The 17,506-nt window shown below is 69.2% G+C and carries 11 protein-coding genes; 3 read left to right on the top strand and 8 right to left on the bottom strand.

Features of this window, described 5'->3' with window-relative positions; genetic code table 11:
• Positions 1 to 89: 89 nt before the first annotated feature.
• The 8 genes from dxs to ngcE all read right to left on the bottom strand — a co-directional run bounded on the left by dxs (position 90) and on the right by ngcE (position 10,615).
• Positions 90 to 2,018 carry a 1-deoxy-D-xylulose-5-phosphate synthase gene (gene dxs, locus ACZ4V1_RS22195; RefSeq protein ID WP_468338896.1) on the bottom strand — a complete coding sequence of 643 codons (1,929 nt, stop codon included), beginning with the start codon at positions 2,016 to 2,018 and terminating at the stop codon, positions 90 to 92.
• A 320-nt stretch (positions 2,019 to 2,338) separates the two neighbouring features.
• Positions 2,339 to 3,631: a sugar ABC transporter permease gene (locus tag ACZ4V1_RS22190; RefSeq protein WP_468338728.1), complete on the bottom strand. Its 1,293-nt coding sequence runs from the start codon at positions 3,629 to 3,631 to the stop codon at positions 2,339 to 2,341.
• On the bottom strand, positions 3,628 to 4,419 hold the full coding sequence (locus ACZ4V1_RS22185) for an ATP-binding cassette domain-containing protein (protein ID WP_468338726.1): 792 nt from the start codon (positions 4,417 to 4,419) through the stop codon (positions 3,628 to 3,630). The genes ACZ4V1_RS22190 and ACZ4V1_RS22185 overlap by 4 nt, the downstream gene beginning before the upstream one ends.
• Before the next feature lie 167 nt (positions 4,420 to 4,586).
• On the bottom strand, positions 4,587 to 5,690 hold the full coding sequence (locus ACZ4V1_RS22180) for an ABC transporter substrate-binding protein (RefSeq protein ID WP_468338894.1): 1,104 nt from the start codon (positions 5,688 to 5,690) through the stop codon (positions 4,587 to 4,589).
• A 132-nt stretch (positions 5,691 to 5,822) separates the two neighbouring features.
• Complete coding sequence (locus ACZ4V1_RS22175) at positions 5,823 to 7,034, bottom strand: ROK family transcriptional regulator (protein ID WP_121749743.1); 1,212 nt, start codon at positions 7,032 to 7,034, stop codon at positions 5,823 to 5,825.
• A gap of 193 nt (positions 7,035 to 7,227) precedes the next feature.
• A complete protein-coding gene (locus ACZ4V1_RS22170) occupies positions 7,228 to 8,151 on the bottom strand; it encodes a carbohydrate ABC transporter permease (protein ID WP_468338723.1) in 924 nt (307 codons plus the stop codon).
• Between the two features lie 3 nt (positions 8,152 to 8,154).
• Entirely contained in the window at positions 8,155 to 9,081 is a 927-nt protein-coding gene (locus ACZ4V1_RS22165; RefSeq protein WP_468338721.1) for a carbohydrate ABC transporter permease, read from the bottom strand.
• A gap of 85 nt (positions 9,082 to 9,166) precedes the next feature.
• Positions 9,167 to 10,615, bottom strand: a complete 1,449-nt coding sequence (gene ngcE / locus ACZ4V1_RS22160) for an N-acetylglucosamine/diacetylchitobiose ABC transporter substrate-binding protein (RefSeq protein ID WP_468338719.1) — start codon at positions 10,613 to 10,615, stop codon at positions 9,167 to 9,169.
• Positions 10,616 to 11,068: 453 nt separating this feature from the next.
• Between ngcE and ACZ4V1_RS22155 the strand changes: the two genes are divergently transcribed.
• From ACZ4V1_RS22155 to ACZ4V1_RS22145, 3 genes are all read left to right on the top strand, one after another.
• The gene (locus ACZ4V1_RS22155) at positions 11,069 to 14,875 is read left to right on the top strand and encodes a GH92 family glycosyl hydrolase (protein ID WP_468338718.1); all 3,807 of its coding nucleotides are present in this window, start codon (positions 11,069 to 11,071) and stop codon (positions 14,873 to 14,875) included.
• A gap of 154 nt (positions 14,876 to 15,029) precedes the next feature.
• Positions 15,030 to 15,560, top strand: coding sequence for a hypothetical protein (locus ACZ4V1_RS22150; protein WP_468338716.1), 531 nt, complete (start codon positions 15,030 to 15,032; stop codon positions 15,558 to 15,560).
• A gap of 4 nt (positions 15,561 to 15,564) precedes the next feature.
• Positions 15,565 to 17,505 carry an alpha-glucuronidase gene (locus ACZ4V1_RS22145; protein ID WP_468338714.1) on the top strand — a complete coding sequence of 647 codons (1,941 nt, stop codon included), beginning with the start codon at positions 15,565 to 15,567 and terminating at the stop codon, positions 17,503 to 17,505.
• Position 17,506: the final 1 nt, after the last annotated feature.

Here is a 17,506-nt window from a genome sequence, read left to right as displayed (position 1 = left end):
CTGCGTATGCCCCGGCGTGAGCGGATTCACGCGGATGGGTCGGTTTCACCACCGCAACGAGTGGAGAGACCGACCCATTCGGTCCCGCGTCAGTCGCGCGCGGCCTCCACCGAGTCCACGTCGGCGCCCGTGCGCTCGTACCGGCCGTCGAGCTTGGCGACCAGTCCGGTGACCTGGCGGGCGATGTCGGGGGCGGTCAGCCCGATCTCCGCCAGGACCTCGGCGCGGGAGGCGTGGTCGAGGAAGCGCGGCGGAATGCCGAAGTCGCGCAGCGGGACGTCGACACCCGCGTCGCGCAGGGCCTGGGCGACGGCGGAGCCGACTCCGCCGACGCGGGAGTTGTCCTCGACGGTGACGACGACGCGGTGGCGCTCGGCGAGCGGGGCCATGGCCTCGTCGACGGGCTTGACCCAGCGGGGGTCGACCACGGTGGTGGAGATGCCCTGCTTGTTCAGCAGGTCCGCGACCTCCAGGCACATCGGCGCCAGGGCGCCGACGGAGACCAGCAGCACGTCGGGCGTGTCGGTGCCGGGGGCGCGCAGCACGTCCATGCCGCCGACGCGGCCGACGGCGGGTACGGCGGGGCCGACGGCGCCCTTGGAGAAGCGCACCACGGTCGGCGCGTCGTCCACCTCGACGGCCTCGCGCAACTGGGCGCGCACCTGGTCGGCGTCGCGCGGTGCGGCCAGGCGCAGACCGGGGACGACCTGGAGGATCGACATGTCCCACATGCCGTTGTGGGAGGCGCCGTCGGTGCCGGTGACACCGGCCCGGTCCAGCACGAACGTCACGCCGCACTTGTGCAGGGCCACGTCCATCAGCACCTGGTCGAAGGCGCGGTTGAGGAAGGTGGCGTACACGGCGAAGACCGGGTGCACTCCCCCGTGGGCGAGGCCGGCCGCGGAGACGGCACCGTGCTGCTCGGCGATGCCGACGTCGTAGACGCGGTCCGGGAAGGCCTTGGCGAACTTGTCGAGGCCGACCGGCTGGAGCATGGCGGCGGTGATGGCGACGACGTCCTCGCGCTCCTTGCCGAGCTCGAGCATCTCGTCGCCGAAGACGGAGGTCCAGTCGGCGCCGGAGGTGGAGATGGGCAGGCCGGTGTCGGGGTGGATCTTGCCGACGGCGTGGAAGCGGTCGGCCTCGTCCGCCAGGGCGGGCTGGTAGCCGCGGCCCTTCTCGGTGAGGCAGTGCACGATGACCGGGCCGCCGAAGCGCTTGGCGCGGGTGAGGGCGGACTCCAGGGCCTCCAGGTCGTGGCCGTCGATGGGTCCGACGTACTTCAGGCCGAGGTCCTCGAACATGCCCTGCGGGGCGATGAAGTCCTTCAGGCCCTTCTTGGCGCCGTGCAGGGTGTCGTAGAGCGGGCGGCCGACGACCGGGGTGCGCTCCAGGACCTCCTTGGTGCGGGCCAGGAAGCGCTCGTAGCCGTCGGTGGTGCGCAGGGTCGCCAGGTGGTTGGCGAGGCCGCCGATGGTGGGGGCGTAGGAGCGCTCGTTGTCGTTGACGACGATGACGAGGGGGCGGTCCTTGGCGGCGGCGATGTTGTTCAGCGCCTCCCAGGCCATGCCGCCGGTGAGCGCGCCGTCGCCGATGACGGCGACGACGTGGTCGTCGCGGTCGAGGACCTGGTTGGCCTTGGCGATGCCGTCGGCCCAGCCGAGGACGGTCGAGGCGTGGCTGTTCTCGATGACGTCGTGCTCGGACTCCGCCTGCGAGGGGTAGCCGGACAGGCCGCCCTTCATCTTCAGCTTCGAGAAGTCCTGACGGCCGGTGAGCAGCTTGTGCACGTAGGACTGGTGACCAGTGTCCCAGAGCACCTTGTCCTTCGGCGAGTCGAAGACCCGGTGCAGGGCGAGGGTGAGCTCCACCACGCCGAGGTTGGGGCCGAGGTGGCCGCCGGTCTTGGACACGGCGTCGACGAGGAAGGTGCGGATCTCCTCTGCCAGCCGGCCCAGCTCTTCCAGGCTGAGCCGGTCCAGATCGCGCGGTCCCGTGATGCGGGTCAGCAGCGGCACCCGTGCCTCCTTGCAGTAGAGCTGTTGCCGGGCCTGCCCGAGTCTAATGTTCCGCCGTGGCGGAACGTGTCCGGGCGGTGCGTCGTACGTCACGCGTTCGGCTTTACCCATCGCCGGGCCGTTCTACGACTGCCCCGTGAACCGCCGTCCACGGCATACCGGCGGATGTCGTCGGCCCCGTACGCGAGGAGTCCGGTACGGACACGTCCGCCCAGGTGACGCGCGGGGAGCGCCCAGCCCGGGCGGACAGCCCGCCGCCCGCCCGAGGGCTCAGCTCGGGCGGGCGGCGGGGTGGTGCGCCCCGGACGGGCGGGGCGTGGCTACGCGCGCCCCGCCGTCTTCTGGGTCTTGCGGGTGACCGCGTCGATGACGACGGTCGCCAGCAGCACACCACCGGTGATCATGTACTGGACCGGCGAGGCGATGCCCTCGAGGGCGAGGCCGTACTGGATCGAGACGATGACCATCACACCGAGCAGCGCGTCCCAGGTGCGGCCGCGGCCGCCGAAGAGGGACGTGCCGCCGATCACGGCCGCGGCGATGACGTTCATCAGGAACTCACCGGTGCCCGCGCCCTGGTTGGCGGAGGCGATCTTCGACGCGACGAAGAGGCCGCCGATCGCGGCGAAGGTGCCGGCGATCGCGAAGACCGAGATCCGGACCAGTTCCACGTTGATGCCGGCGCGGCGGGACGCCTCGACGCTGCCGCCGAGCGCGAAGACCTTGCGGCCGTAGGAGGTGCGGCGCAGCACGAAGTCCGTGAGCAGCAGGAACCCGAGGAAGACCACCACGGCCAGCGGCAGGCCCTTGTACTGGTTGAAGACGATCGCCACGACGAAGGCCAGGACGGCCAGCAGCACCGTGCGGACGATGATCTCGTTCAGCGGCCGGGACGGCACGCCCGCGGCCTCACGGCGGCGGTTGTCGAAGAAGGCGGCGAGGAAGTACCCGGCGGTGACGACGATCGCCAGGCCGTAGGCGGCGGCCACGTCGCTGAAGTAGTAGCTGGTCAGCTTGACGACGATGCCGTCGCTGTTCAGGTTGATGGTGCCGTTGCTGCCGAGTATCTGGAGCATGAAGCCCTGCCAGAACAGCAGTCCGGCCAGGGTCACGGCGAAGGCCGGCACGCCGATGCGGGCGAAGAAGAAGCCGTGGATGGCGCCGGCCACGGTGCCGGTGAGGATGGCCAGCACCAGGGCCAGCACCTCGTTCATCCCGTGCGTGATGTTCAGCACGGCGAAGGTGGCGCCCGCGACACCGCTGACCGAGCCGACCGACAGGTCGATCTCGCCGAGCAGCAGGACGAAGACGATACCGACGGCGATCATGCCCGTGCCGACCATGGCGACGGACATGTCGGAGAAGTTGCCCGCGGTGAGGAAGTTGGAGTTCAGGCCGGTGAAGATGGCCCAGATGACCAGCAGACCGACGACGACCGGGATGGACCCGAGGTCGCCGGCCTTCATCTTCCGCTTGAACTCGCCGAGGTAGCCCGCGAAGCCCTGCTCGCGGACCAGCAGCCGCGGGTCGACCACGGTGGTCGCGGCGGCGGGTGCGTCGGGGTTCTCCACCGCGTGGTCCTCGGCGGATGTGGAGGTCTTGTCGATGCTCACTTCTTGATCTCCCCATTGGTGCGCGCCGCACGACGGGTCACGGCGTTCTCCGTGGCGCCCGTGATGGCGGAGATGATCTCTTCCTGCGAGGTCGACTTGACCTCGAAGACGCCGTTGTTGCGCCCGAGGCGCAGGACGGCGACCTTGTCGGCCACCGCCTTCACATCGGCCATGTTGTGGCTGATGAGGATGACGGCGTGACCGCGCTCGCGCAGCCGCTCCACGAGGTCGAGGACCTGTGCGGTCTGCTCGACGCCGAGGGCGGCGGTGGGCTCGTCGAGGATGACCAGCTTGGGCTCGCCGAGCATCGACCGGGCGATCGCCACGACCTGGCGCTGTCCGCCGGAGAGCGAGGCGATCGGGATGCGGACGCTGGGGATGCGGATGGACAGCGTGTCCAGCAGCTCGCGGGAGCGGCGCTCCATCTCCACCTCGTCCAGGACGCCGCGCTTGATGATCTCGCGGCCCAGATAGAGGTTGCCGACCACGTCGATGTTGTCGCACAGCGCGAGGTCCTGGTAGACGGTCGCGATGCCGAGGTTCTGGGCGTCGTGCGGCTTGTTGATCGAGACGGCCTTGCCGTCCCATTCGATGGAGCCCTCATCGATGGGATGCACGCCGGCGATCGTCTTGACCAGCGTGGACTTTCCGGCTCCGTTGTCGCCGACCAGGGCGACCACCTCACCGGCGTGGACCTCAAGCTCTACGTCGGTGAGCGCCTGGACGGCACCGAATCGCTTGGAGACCCCGCGCAACGCCAGCACGGGCGTAGCGGACACGTGAACCATCTCCTTCGCCGCCTGACCCGGCGGGAGGTTGTGCAGAAGTTTTCGGGGGGGGTGTGTTCCGTCCGGCGCCCCGCCTAGCTTGCGGGGCTGTTGAATGCGGGGCGCCGGAGGAAGCTGCGTGCGGCCGGTCCCGTACGCGCTCACGCGGTACGGGAGACGGGAACCGCCTACTTGAGACCGATCTTGTCGCAGGAGGCCTTGTACTTGCCGCCACAGATCTCGTCGATCGTGTAGAAGCCCTCCTTGACGACGGTCTCCTTGATGTTGTCCTTCGTCAGCGAGACGACCGGGACCAGCGTCGTCGGGATGCCCTTGGTGGTGGCGCTGTCGGCCTTGTCCTTGGCGATGGAGTCGAGCGACTTGCCCTGGGCGAGCGCGACGGCCATCTCACCGGCGACCGCGGCCTCCTGCGGGTAGGACTTGTAGACGCTCATGTACTGCTCACCGGTGACGATGCGCTGCACGCCCGCGAGTTCGGCGTCCTGGCCGGTGACCGGGATGTCGGCGATGCCCGCGCGCCTCAGCGCGGTGATGATGCCGCCCGCCATGCCGTCGTTGGCGGAGTAGACGCCGATGATCTTGTCCTTGCCGAGCGCCGAGATGGCGGCCTGCATGTTGGAGTTGGCGTTCTCCGGCTTCCACTCCTTGGTGTCGTAGGAGCGGCCGATGTTCACCTTGCCCTTGAGGACGGACATCGCGCCCTCCTTGAACTGGGCGGCGTTCGGGTCGGTGGAGGACCCGTTCATCATGACGATCTGGCCGTCCTTGGCCTTGTCGCCCAGCGCCTTCAGCAGGGCCTCGCCCTGGGTCTTGCCGACCGTCACGTTGTCGAACGAGGTGTAGGCGTCGATCGGGCCCTCGGCCAGGCGGTCGTAGGCGACGACCGGGATGTCGGCCTGCTCCGCCTTGGTGATCGAGCCGGCGATGGCCTTGGAGTCCACCGCGTCCACGATCAGCACGTCGACCTTGTTGGTGATCATCGTGTCGACCTGCTGCGCCTGCAGCGTGGCGTCCTGCTTGGCGTTGGCGTAGACGACCTCGCCCTTGCCGTTCGTGAGTTCCTTGACCTTCTTCTCGATCAAGGGCTTGTCGAACTTCTCGTAGCGGGCGGTCTGGTTCTCCGGCAGGAGCAGACCGACCTTGATGTCGTCGCCCTTCTTGGCGGCCGAGTCCGACGAGTCGCTGTTCTCGTCGGACTCCGCGGCGCTGCCGCAAGCGGCGAGCGAGACCGCCATCGCGGTGGTGGCAACGGCAACGGCGGCACGACGCATACGCGTGTTCACTTCATAACCTCCCTGACGAGGCCGCGTCGTTGCGGCCGAGGTGGCTGGAAGTCAACTCGGCCACACGTGCGACGTCAAGAAGTAAATCCTTAACGAGATGACAACGGTGCCATCCGTGCTCTAAGTGAAGGCAGGGGTGGCCGCCGACAGAGCGCCGGTCGCACTTCCGTCCAAAAGCGTCGAATCGCCCATCTCGCTGAGGGCGAGGGCGAGCGCTCCGAGCACCTCCGCGCGGCCCCCGAGTGCCCCGGGCAGAACGGAGAGTTGGCGCGCCGCACTGGGGATCGCGTAGCGGCCGACGGACTCCCGGATCGGGCCGAGCACCAGCTCACCGGCCTCGGCGAGATCCCCGCCGAGGACGACGCGGCTCGGGTTGAGCAGGTTGCAGAGGTTGGCGACTCCACTGCCGATGTGGCGGCCGACGTCGGCGATCACCCGACGGCAGCCCGGGTCGCCGTCCCGCGCCAGCCGCACGACGCCCTCCATCGTCAGGTCGGTGCCGTGGCTCGGCTGCAGCAACGGGAGCACATAGCGTGCGGCGGCGAAGGTCTCCAGGCAGCCCCGGTTTCCGCAGCGGCAGACGGGACCGGCTTCGTCGAGTGTGATATGCCCGATTTCGCCAGCGGTGCCGCCGGGCCCGCGGTAGATCTTGCCGTTGATCACCAGTCCCGCGCCGACGCCGCTGGCGACCTTGATGTACGCCAGGTCCCGCACCCCCCGGCCGCTGCCCCAGACCAGCTCGCCCAGGGCGCCGAGGTTGGCGTCGTTGTCCACGTGCACCGGCACGCCGAGCCGCCCCCGCAGCTCCTCGGCGGGCCGGGTGCCGCCCCAGCCGGGCAGGATGGCGGTCGAGCCCAGCGTCCCGGACTCCACGTCGATGGGGCCGGGCACGCCGAGGCCCACTCCGGCGATCTTCGCGCGGTCGATGCCGGTCGCCGCGATCAGCCGGTCGACCAGCTGTTCCGCCCGGTCGAAGCCCTGCGCGGAGGACGCGTCGACGTCCAGCGGCTCGGACTCCTCGGCGAGTACCTGGTGGGCGAGGTTGCCGACCGCGACGCGCAGGTGGGTGTGCCCGAAGTCCACGCCGATGACGATGCCGGCGTCCCCGCTCAGCGAGACGCTGCGGGCCCGGCGGCCGCCCGCCGAGGTGGGCGTGACCTCGACGGTTCCGCCGTCCTTCAGCTCCCGGACGATGTTCGAGACCGTGGCCGCGGACAGCCCCGTCGTCCTCGCGATCTCCGCCTGCGTGAGCGACCCGGCGAGCCGTACCGCTCGTACGACCCGTTCCAGGTTGGCTCGGTGCAGCGACGACTGCGACCCGGGAGTCTCCACGACGACCTCCTGCGCGCGGGGCCGCTTCGATGAGGCCCCGTCCATGTCCAACTAGTGAACTCTAAGCTGAGCCGTTCGGGTCGCCTCCCGTCAAGAGGTTGAACCGCATCCGGGTGCCCGCCACACATATCCGCACACACGTGTGCGTGCCGCCCCGGCATTCCGGGAGCGGCACGCACACGGGGCGGCGGTGTTACTTCAGGGCGCCCGCCGTGAGCCCCTGGACCACCTGGCGCTGGAAGATGATGTACGCGGCCAGGACCGGCAGCATCGCCATCACCAGGCCGGCGAAGAGGCCCGACCAGTCGCCCTTGTAGCCCTGGCTGACCGCGAGCTGTACCAGGCCCTGGGTGAGGACGTGTTTGTCCGGGTCCGTGTTCAGCACGGTCGGCAGCATGTACTGGTTCCACTGCCCCAGGAAGTTGAAGATTCCCACGCTGATCAGGCCCGGCTTGGCCATCGGGAGCATGACCTGGAAGAACGTCCGGGTGTGCGAGGCCCCGTCCACGAACGCGGCCTCCGCCACCGAGCTGGGCAGGGTGCGGAAGAAGCCGGTCAGGAAGAACACCGTGAAAGGCAGCGAATAGGCGATGTAGACCAGGATCAGCCCGTGGATGGTGTTCAGCATCCCCATGTTGTCCACCACGTAGAACAACGGGACCAGCGCGAGCATGATCGGGAAACTCATGCCGGCGATGAACAAGTAATAGATGAACCGGTTGCCCGGGAAATCGAACCGGGCCAGTACATAGGCCGCCATGGAACCCAGCACCAGGGTGCCGACCAGCGAGCCGCCCACCACCATGACGGTGTTGAGGAAGTAGTCGCTCATGTGGGCCTGGGACCAGGCCCGCGACCAGTTGTCGAAGTTCAGCTTGTCGGGGAGCGCCCAGGGCGAGCCGAAGATGGAGGCGTCGTCCTTGAAGGAGGTCATCACCGCCCACACCAGCGGCATGCCGACCATGATCGCCCAGATGACGAGGACGCCGTGGGAGAAGACGTTGAGGGTGGCGCCCTCCTTCTTCCCCTTCCGGGGCCCGCTGGGCGGTGCGTCGCTCTTGCGGACGGGCGCGCCGGACTCGGCCGGTACGGGGGCGGGGGTCTCGGTCGTCTTCATTGATCAGTACTCCAGCCGCTCGCGCCGGCCCAGTCGCATCACGAGGGCGGCGAAGGCCAGCGTGACGACGAGCAGGGCGACGCCGATGGTGGTGGCGTAGGCGGCCTGACCGTCCCGGAACGCCTTCTGGTACACGTACAGGACCATCACGGTGGTCGAGTAGTCGGGTCCGCCGGGCCCGGTCGTCATGATCTGCACGACCGCGAAGGACTCGGCGCCGAGCGCGAGGATGCCCATGTAGACCCAGCCGGACTGCACGGTGTCCCACAGCAGCGGCAGGGTGACCTTGAAGAAGGTGGTGGCGCGGTTCGCCCCGTCCAGCAGCGCGGCCTCGTACAGCTCCGCCGGGATGGAGGCCATGCCCGCGGAGAAGAGGACCACGAAGAAGCCGACGGTGGACCAGACGAGCACCGCCATCACGCACCACAGGGCGATGTTCGGGTCACCGAGCCACAGCGGCTGGACGGAGTCCAGGCCGATGCCGCGCAGCAGGGAGTTGATCGCGCCGCTGTCCGGGTTGTACGCGAACTGGAACAGCAGGGCGACGATCGCGATGGAGAGCACCTGCGGGAAGAAGTAGACGATCTTGTAGAAGCCGGAGCCGCGGACTCCGGTGATCGCCGGGCCGCCCCGGCGACGGCGTCCGCCCACGTTGATCATGAAGGCGAAGAAGAGCGCCAGGCCCAGGGTGACCAGCGGCACCAGCAGGGCGAACATCACGCTGTGCTGCAACGACTTCCAGAAGATGTCGTCGTCGAGCATCCGCGAGTAGTTGTCGAAGCCGACCATCGAGAACTGGGGACTCAGGCCCGTCCAGTCCGTGAACGAGTAGTAGATGGACTGGATGAACGGCCAGATGACGAAGAGCGCGTACAGCCCCAGGGGAGCCGCCAGGAACCCCACGATGAACCGGTACTTGCCGTGCTGCATTGCTACCGACCCCGATCTGCGCGCGGGTGGCGCCGCCAGGGCCCGTCCGGCACGGTGGCGCCGGACAGGCCCTGGTGACGCGTCCTCACTGGTGCTTGTAGTGCTTGATCGACGAGTCCTTGGCGGCGTCGTCGGCGTAGCCCTGGATCTTCTTGATGGTCTCGGCCGGGGTGAGCCGGCCGGCCATCATCTCGCCCAGGCAGCCGACGCCGATCTTCTCCTTCTGGAGCTGCACGTACCAGTCCTGCATGCGCGGGTTCACCACGTTGTCGCCGGCCAGTTCCAGCGCCGCGACACCGGACTTGAGGCCCGGGGTGAGCTCGATGCCGTCGGTGCCGCCGTCGTAGGCGCTCAGCGACTTCACCTTGCTAGTGAAGTTCTTCGAGGACGCCTCGCTGAGCATGATGCGCAGCTGCTCCATGCCGCCGGCGCCGTTGGCCGCGTTGGCCGGGACGATGAAGGGCTCGCCGCCGGAGGCCCAGATGGTGCCGAAGGGCATCTTGTCGCTGTCGTCGATACCGGGCGGGGCGGAGACCGCGAGGTCGAAGTCGGCGGGGATGACCTTGGCCGACTCGTTCTCCACCCAGGAGCCGTTGGGGATGAACAGGGCGTCGCCCTTGGCCCAGGCGGTCTGCGACTGGATGTGGTCCAGGCCCGGGGTGCCCTTGAGGATGTAGCCCTTCTCGTACAGCTCGTACCAGGCCTCGAAGACCGTCTTGACCGCCGGGTGCTTCCAGGCGTTCGGCTCCAGGTTGTCGATGGCGTCGAGTACCTCGCGGCCTCCGACCTTCGCGATCATCGGGGACATCGAGAAGGGGATGTAGTACGGGTACTTGCCGGCGTACGTCCAGCCGGCCATGCCCTTCTTCTTGGCCTTGGCGCAGACCGCGAGCATCTCGTCCCAGGTCTTGGGGTACTCCGCGTCGAGCGAGTCCAGGGCCTTCTGCGAGTACCAGTTGCCGTAGACCGTGTAGGCGTAGTACAGGATCCAGACCGGGTCCCCGTCGAACTGGCCCATCTCCACGATGCCCGGCCGCAGCGTGTCGCGGACCTTCTTGTCCGGGTCGTCGTAAGAGGGGGCGTCCAGCAGCGGGGTGAGGTCGGCGAGCTGCTTCTTGCCGACCAGGACGCCCATGTCCATCTGCTCGGCGCCGGAGTTGTCGACCAGGTCCGGCGGGTTGCCGCCGTTGAAGCGCGGCTGCAGGGTGGACTGGATCTTCTGCGTGGCGGAGAACTTCACCTCGGCCTTCGGGAAGGCCTTCTCGTACAGCTTCACGGCGTCCTCGGCGTACTCCTTGCCGAAGCCTCCGTCGAAGAGGACGAATTCCATCTTGGCGCTCTCGTTGACCGCGAGCGGGTTCTCGGCGGACTTCTTTCCCGCCTCGGCCTTCTCCTGGTCGTCGCCGCCGCCGCTCGCGCAGGCGGAGAGGAAGCTCATGGTCGGTACGGAGATCAGGCCGAGCGCCGCGGACCGCTTGATCAGATCGCGGCGGCCGACGCCCCTACCGTTGTTCTCGGCGGAAGTGGATCCCATGCTCAAGTCCTCGCCTTCTCCAGGACTCAGGCGGTGAACCGGATCCTCCCCGGCACCGCGATCGGGTCACGCTGGGTTGTGCAGGAAGTGCGGGTGCTGCTGTGCGATACATCGTGCTGGTACCGCGTGTGGGTACTGCTGCCGGACACTGCTGTTCGGGCGCTCCGGCGGTTGCTTTTCCCGGCTCCCCCCGGAACCCCCCGGTGGCCGACAGGTATAGTCCACTTCCCGCCAGCGGAGCAAGATCGAATGCAAGGTTGGCGGTACGTCTTTTCCGAGTTGAGACCTCCCGGAAATATGAGTGGCCCGTGCGCCACTTGCCGGAAGAATCCCCGGCATAAGCCCCGAACGCCACATCCAACACCCTTGACATCACATGCCACTTGACCCCTACTGGTCCTTGCGCGATTGAATTGACAACGTTGTCCGCAGCGCAGGGAGGGTGGCCAGGGCATGCAGTACAGAGTTCGGCACAGATGGGGTCCGGCGGTCGTGGTGACGACCGCCTTCGCTTTGGCGGTGGGCTCGCAGGGGGCGGCGGTGGCGCTGCCCACGGCACCCGCGAAGGCCGACCGGGAGTTCGCTTCCTCCTTCGAGGCGGACGACCCGGTTCCGGACTGGCTCAACACCGTGGAGACGGGCCCGGACGGCGGCAAGCGGTCGTCGGGGGTGGACGGCGGATTCAGCACCGGCATACCGGGCAACGTGACCGACCACGTCACCGGGGTGCGGGCCAGCGCCGAGAACACGGGCGGCGGGGAGGTGAAGGAGAACCTCGTCGACAACGAGCCGGGCACCAAGTGGCTGACCTTCGCGCCGACCGGCTGGCTCGAGTTCGACCTGGACGAACCGGCGAAGATCGCCAAATACGCGCTCACCTCGGCCAACGACCACGACGAACGCGACCCGGTGGACTGGACGCTGAAGGGCTCGGCGGACGGCGAGGACTGGCAGACGCTGGACACCCGTTCCGGGGAGTCCTTCGGCGAGCGCTTCCAGACGAAGACCTACGACCTCGCCGAGGCCGCCGAGTTCCGGCACTTCCGGCTGGAGATCACCAAGAACAACGGGGCGGGCGACGCGCTCCAGCTCGCCGACGTCCAACTGGCCACCGCCGCCACCGACACGCCCGTCCCCGAGGACATGCTCTCCCTCGTCGACCGCGGCCCGAGCGGCTCGCCGACCGCCAAGGCGGGCGCCGGCTTCACCGGCAAGCGGGCCCTCAAGTACGCCGGCCGGCACACCGCGGACGGCCGGGCCTACTCGTACAACAAGGTCTTCGACGTCGACGTGAGGGTCGACCGCCGCACGGAGCTCTCCTACAAGATCTTCCCGTCGATGGCGGACGGCGACCTCGACTACGACGCCACGAACGTCTCCGTCGACCTCGCCTTCACCGACGGCACCTACCTCAGCGACCTCAAGGCCACCGACCAGCACGGGTTCCCGCTGACGCCGCGCGGTCAGGGCGACGCCAAGATCCTCTACGTCAACCAGTGGAACAGCGTCCAGTCGGGCATCGGTTCGGTCGCGGCCGGCAAGACCGTCGACCGGATCCTGGTGGCGTACGACTCCCCCAAGGGCCCGGCGAAGTTCCGCGGCTGGCTGGACGACGTGGCGATCGAGCGGGCCGCGCCCGTGCGGCCCGAGGCCCACCTCTCCGACTACGCGCTGACCACCCGAGGCACCAACTCCAGCGGCGGCTTCTCCCGCGGCAACAACATCCCGGCGACCGCCGTGCCGCACGGCTTCAACTTCTGGACCCCGGTGACCAACGCCGGTTCGCTGAGCTGGCTGTACGACTACGCGCGCGGCAACAACGCGGACAATCTGCCCACCCTCCAGGCGTTCGGCGCGAGCCACGAGCCGAGCCCGTGGATGGGCGACCGCCAGACCTTCCAGGTGATGCCGTCCGCCGCCTCCGGCACCCCGGACACCGGCCGGGACGCCCGCGAGCTGGCCTTCCGGCACGAGAACGAGACCGCCCGGCCGTACTACTACGGGGTGCGGTTCGAGAACGGCCTGAAGGCCGAGATGGCGCCGACCGACCACGCGGCGATGATGCGCTTCACCTACCCCGGTGACGACGCGAGCGTGATCTTCGACAACGTCAACGACCAGGCCGGCCTGACCCTGGACAAGGAGACGGGCACCTTCAGCGGCTACTCGGACGTCAAGTCCGGGCTGTCCACGGGCGCCACCCGGCTCTTCGTCTACGGCGAGTTCGACTCCAAGGTCACCGGCGGCGACTCCGCGGGCGTCAAGGGCCACCTGCGCTTCGACGCGGGCCGGGACCGCACCGTGACGCTGCGCATCGCGACCTCTCTGATCGGCGTCGACCAGGCGAAGGACAACCTGCGCCAGGAGATCCCGGAGCGCGCCTCCTTCGAGAAGGTCAAGCGCGACGCCCGGCAGCAGTGGGACAGGATCCTCGGCAAGGTCGAGGTGGAGGGCGCCACACAGAACCAGCTCACCACGCTGTACTCCAGCCTCTACCGCCTGTACCTGTACCCGAACGCGGGCCACGAGAAGGTCGACGGTGAGTACCGGTACGCCTCCCCGTTCTCCAAGGCGGTCAAGGAGGACACCCCGACGGAGACCGGCGCCAAGATCGTGGACGGCAAGGTCTACGTCAACAACGGCTTCTGGGACACGTACCGGACCACCTGGCCCGCGTACTCCTTCCTGACCCCGTCCAAGGCCGGTGAACTGGTCGACGGCTTCGTGCAGCACTACAAGGACGGCGGCTGGACCTCGCGCTGGTCCTCCCCCGGCTACGCGGACCTGATGACCGGCACCTCCTCGGACGTGGCGTTCGCCGACGCGTACGTCAAGGGCGTCGACTTCGACGCGAAGGCGGCGTACGACGCGGCCGTCAAGAACGCCACCGTCGTGCCCCCGTCCTCGGGCGTGGGCCGCAAGGGCATGGCGACCTCGCCGTTCCTCGGCTACACCAGCACGGAGACGCACGAGGGCATGTCGTGGGCGCTGGAGGGCTACCTCAACGACTACGGCATCGCGAAGATGGGCGAGAAGCTCTACGCGGAGACCGGCGAGAAGCGGTACAAGGAGGAGTCCGCGTACTTCCTGAACCGCGCCCAGGACTACGTCAACATGTTCGACGCGAAGGCCGGCTTCTTCCAGGGCAAGGACCTGGCGGGCGACTGGCGCGTGGACTCCGAGAAGTACGACCCGCGCGTGTGGGGCTACGACTACACGGAGACCAACGGCTGGGGCTACGCCTTCACCGCCCCCCAGGACAGCCGGGGCCTGGCCAACCTGTACGGCGGCCGGGACGGCCTCGGCGACAAGCTCGACGAGTACCTGTCCACCCCCGAGACGGCCTCACCGGAGTTCAAGGGCTCCTACGGCGGCGTCATCCACGAGATGACCGAGGCGCGGGACGTCCGCATGGGCATGTACGGGCACTCCAACCAGGTCGCCCACCACGCCCTGTACATGTACGACGCGGCCGGGCAGCCCCACAAGACGCAGAAGAACGTCCGCGAGGTGCTCTCCCGCCTGTACACCGGCAGCGACATCGGCCAGGGCTACCACGGCGACGAGGACAACGGCGAGCAGTCGGCCTGGTTCCTCTTCTCCTCGCTCGGCTTCTACCCGCTGGTGATGGGCAGCGGCGAGTACGCCATCGGCTCCCCGCTGTTCACCAAGGCGACCGTCGAGCTGGAGAACGGCCGCAAGCTGGTCGTCAAGGCGCCGAAGAACAGCACGAAGAACGTCTACGTGCAGGGCCTGAAGGTCAACGGCAAGCGCTGGAACTCGACTTCGCTCCCGCACTCGATGATCGCGAAGGGCGGCGTCCTGGAGTTCGACATGGGCCCGCGGCCCTCCTCGTGGGGCACCGGAAAGAACGCGGCGCCGGTGTCGATCACCAAGGACGACGAGGTGCCGGACCCGCGCGCGGACGCGATCCGGGGCGAGGGCGCCCTGTTCGACGACACGTCGGCGACCGAGGCGGCCGTGACCTCGGTGGAGCTGCCGGTGTCGGAGAAGGGCGCCGAGGCGGTCCAGTACACGCTGACCTCGCCGGCGGACGGTGCGAAGGCCCCGACGGGCTGGAAGCTCCAGGGCTCGGCCGACGGCGCGACCTGGCGGACGCTGGACGAGCGCTCCGGCGAGTCCTTCGCCTGGGACCGGCAGACCCGGGCGTTCTCGGTGAAGTCGCCGGGGACGTACCAGAAGTACCGCCTGGTCCTCGACGGTGAGCACACGCTGGCGGAGGTGGAGCTGCTGTCGTGAGCGGATGAGACACGGGTGGCGGGTCCGGGCTCTGGCCCGAACCCGCCACTCCCGTGTGCCGCCCCATTCCCCGTGCGTGACGGATGCACCAGAATGAGCGGGCACCATCGGCGGACGCCGGGTGGCGCCTCACGCTTCGTCAAAGGGGGAACACGTGCGGACGAGCATCGGCAAACGGCTCACGGGACTGGTCACGGGCGCGCTGCTGGCGGCGGGGGCGCTGTTCGCGACGGCCGCACCGGCCCAGGCCTACGACCCCGATCCCGGCGTCTCCACGTACTACCGCGACACCGACACCTGCCCGTGCAGCGGCGGCAGCCTCAGCGACCCCTTCGACGGCACCTACTTCGCCCACGACGCGGGCGGCACCGCCGTCAAGATGGAGCTGAACGACGCGGGCTGGTTCATCGGCAAGGTCGAGTTCCACCCGAACGGCGAGAAGCTCTGGATCTACGACACCAGGAACGACGGCGACACGTTCTACGTGGCCGTCGGCTACTCCTCCGGCGGCTCGTACCACGACCTGGGCACCTTCTCGGCGCCGGGCACCTCGGAGACCGTCGACCTCACGGTGAAGGACTTCGCCATCCCGGACGGCGCGTACGTCGACATCACCGTCTACGACGGGGCCGGCCGCGCCGACTACATCGCCGCGGCGCGCGGCACCGGCGGAGCGGTCGCCTGACCGCATGGACATCGACTCCGCCTGGCTGCCGCCCGCCGTCTTCCGCGCGGTCGGCGGCCGCAGCACGCTGGTCCGTGGGGCGGGCCCGCTCGTGGACACGGTGCGCGGTGAGGTGACGTCGGCGTGCGAGCGGTTCGGCGGCCGGGTGGTGCGCGAACCGGCCCGGGCCGACCTGGTGCTGGAGCTGACCGGTGACAGCGACGACGAGGGCTTCGCCCGCGTCCGCGCGGGCGGTACGACGACCGTCACGGCGACCGGCGGGCGCGGGCTGCTGTACGGCCTGTTCCACGTGGTGCGGCTCGGCGAGGACGCGTTCCGGGACGGGCGGGCCCGCGAGGAGCACCGCCCGGCGGTGGCGCTGCGGATGCTGGACCACTGGGACAACGTGGCCGTGCACCCGGTGACGGGGCAGGTCGAGCGGGGCTACGCGGGCGGCTCGCTGTTCTGGTCCGACGGCCGGGCGCGCGGTGATCTGGAGCGGGTGCGGGCGTACGGCAGGCTGCTCGCCGCCTGCGGGATCAACGCGGTCGCCGTGAACAACGTCAACGTCCACGAGACCGAGGCGCACCTGCTCACCGACCGGATCGGTGAGGTGGCGGACATCGCCGGGGCGCTCAGGCCCTACGGCGTCCGCACCCATCTGTCGGTCACCTTCGCCGCACCGGTGGTCCTCGGCGGACTGCCCACCGCCGACCCGCTGGACGCTCGGGTGCGCGCCTGGTGGGCGGAGACGACGGCGCGGGTGTACGACGCGGTCCCCGACTTCGGCGGATACGTGGTGAAGGCCGACTCGGAGGGCCGGCCGGGCCCGTTCGCGTACGGCCGCACGCACGCGGACGGCGCCAACCTGCTGGCCGACGCGCTCGCCCCGCACGGCGGCACCGTGCACTGGCGGGCCTTCGTCTACGACCACCGCCAGGACTGGCGGGACCGCACGACGGACCGGGCCCGTGCCGCGTACGACCATTTCACGCCGCTGGACGGCGGGTTCGCCGCGAACGCGGTGCTCCAGGTCAAGCACGGACCGATGGACTTCCAGGTGCGCGAGCCGGTCTCGCCGCTGGTCGGCGCGATGCCGCGCACCCGGCTGGCGGTGGAGGTGCAGGCGACCCAGGAGTACACCGGACAGCAGCGGCACGTGTGCTGGCTGGGCCCGATGTGGAGCGAGGCGCTGCGGTTCCGTCCGGATGGCGAGGTGGCCGCCGGGCGGCTCGCGGACGGCCTCGTGGCCGTGTCCAACGTGGGCGACGACCCGTTCTGGACCGGCCACCCGCTCGCCCAGGCCAACCTCTACACCTTCGGGCGCCTGGCCTGGAACCCGGCGGCGGATCCGCACGCGGTCCTCGGCGAGTGGATCGCGCTGACCCATCCGGGGGCTCCGGCGCGGCTGGTGGCCGGGCTGCGCGCCGTGCTGGACGGCTCCTGGCGGACGTACGAGAAGTACACCGCACCGCTGGGCGTCGGCTTCATGGTGCAGCCCGGCCACCACTACGGCCCGAGCGTGGACGGCTACGAGTACAGCCCCTGGGGCACCTATCACTTCGCCGACCGCGACGGCGTCGGAGCCGATCGCAGCGCGGCGGCCGGCACCGGATACGCGGCCCAGTACGCCAAGCCCTGGTCACAGCTGTACGAGTCGCCGGACACCTGCCCCGACGAGCTGCTGCTGTTCTTCCACCACGTCCCTTACGACCATGTGCTGCACAGCGGGAAGACCGTGATCCAGCACATCTACGACACCCACTTCGAGGGCGTGGAGGAGGCCGAGGAGGCCCGCCGGGTGTGGGCGGGTCTCGCGGACCTGGTCGACCCGGCCCGGCACGCGCGCGTGGCCGAGCGGTACGAGGAGCAGGTGCGCTGCGCCCGCGAGTGGCGCGACCAGGTCAACAGCTACTTCCTGCGCAAGTCCGGGGTGCCGGACGAGCGGGGGCGCACGATCCACTGAC

Source organism: Streptomyces sp. NPDC028991 (genome assembly GCF_055564775.1).
Note: the sequence above shows the minus strand (reverse complement) of the source record. Positions and strands in the feature narration are given on the sequence as shown.

What these genes read in the sequence shown, in the direction of transcription:
- ngcE (WP_468338719.1), bottom strand. Translation starts at nt 10,615, where the DNA reads ATGGGATCCACTTCCGCCGAGAACAACGGTAGGGGCGTCGGCCGCCGC.
- ACZ4V1_RS22165 (WP_468338721.1), bottom strand. Translation starts at nt 9,081, where the DNA reads ATGCAGCACGGCAAGTACCGGTTCATCGTGGGGTTCCTGGCGGCTCCC.
- ACZ4V1_RS22180 (WP_468338894.1), bottom strand. Translation starts at nt 5,690, where the DNA reads ATGCGTCGTGCCGCCGTTGCCGTTGCCACCACCGCGATGGCGGTCTCG.
- ACZ4V1_RS22185 (WP_468338726.1), bottom strand. Translation starts at nt 4,419, where the DNA reads ATGGTTCACGTGTCCGCTACGCCCGTGCTGGCGTTGCGCGGGGTCTCC.
- ACZ4V1_RS22145 (WP_468338714.1), top strand. Translation starts at nt 15,565, where the DNA reads ATGGACATCGACTCCGCCTGGCTGCCGCCCGCCGTCTTCCGCGCGGTC.
- ACZ4V1_RS22155 (WP_468338718.1), top strand. Translation starts at nt 11,069, where the DNA reads ATGCAGTACAGAGTTCGGCACAGATGGGGTCCGGCGGTCGTGGTGACG.
- ACZ4V1_RS22170 (WP_468338723.1), bottom strand. Translation starts at nt 8,151, where the DNA reads ATGAAGACGACCGAGACCCCCGCCCCCGTACCGGCCGAGTCCGGCGCG.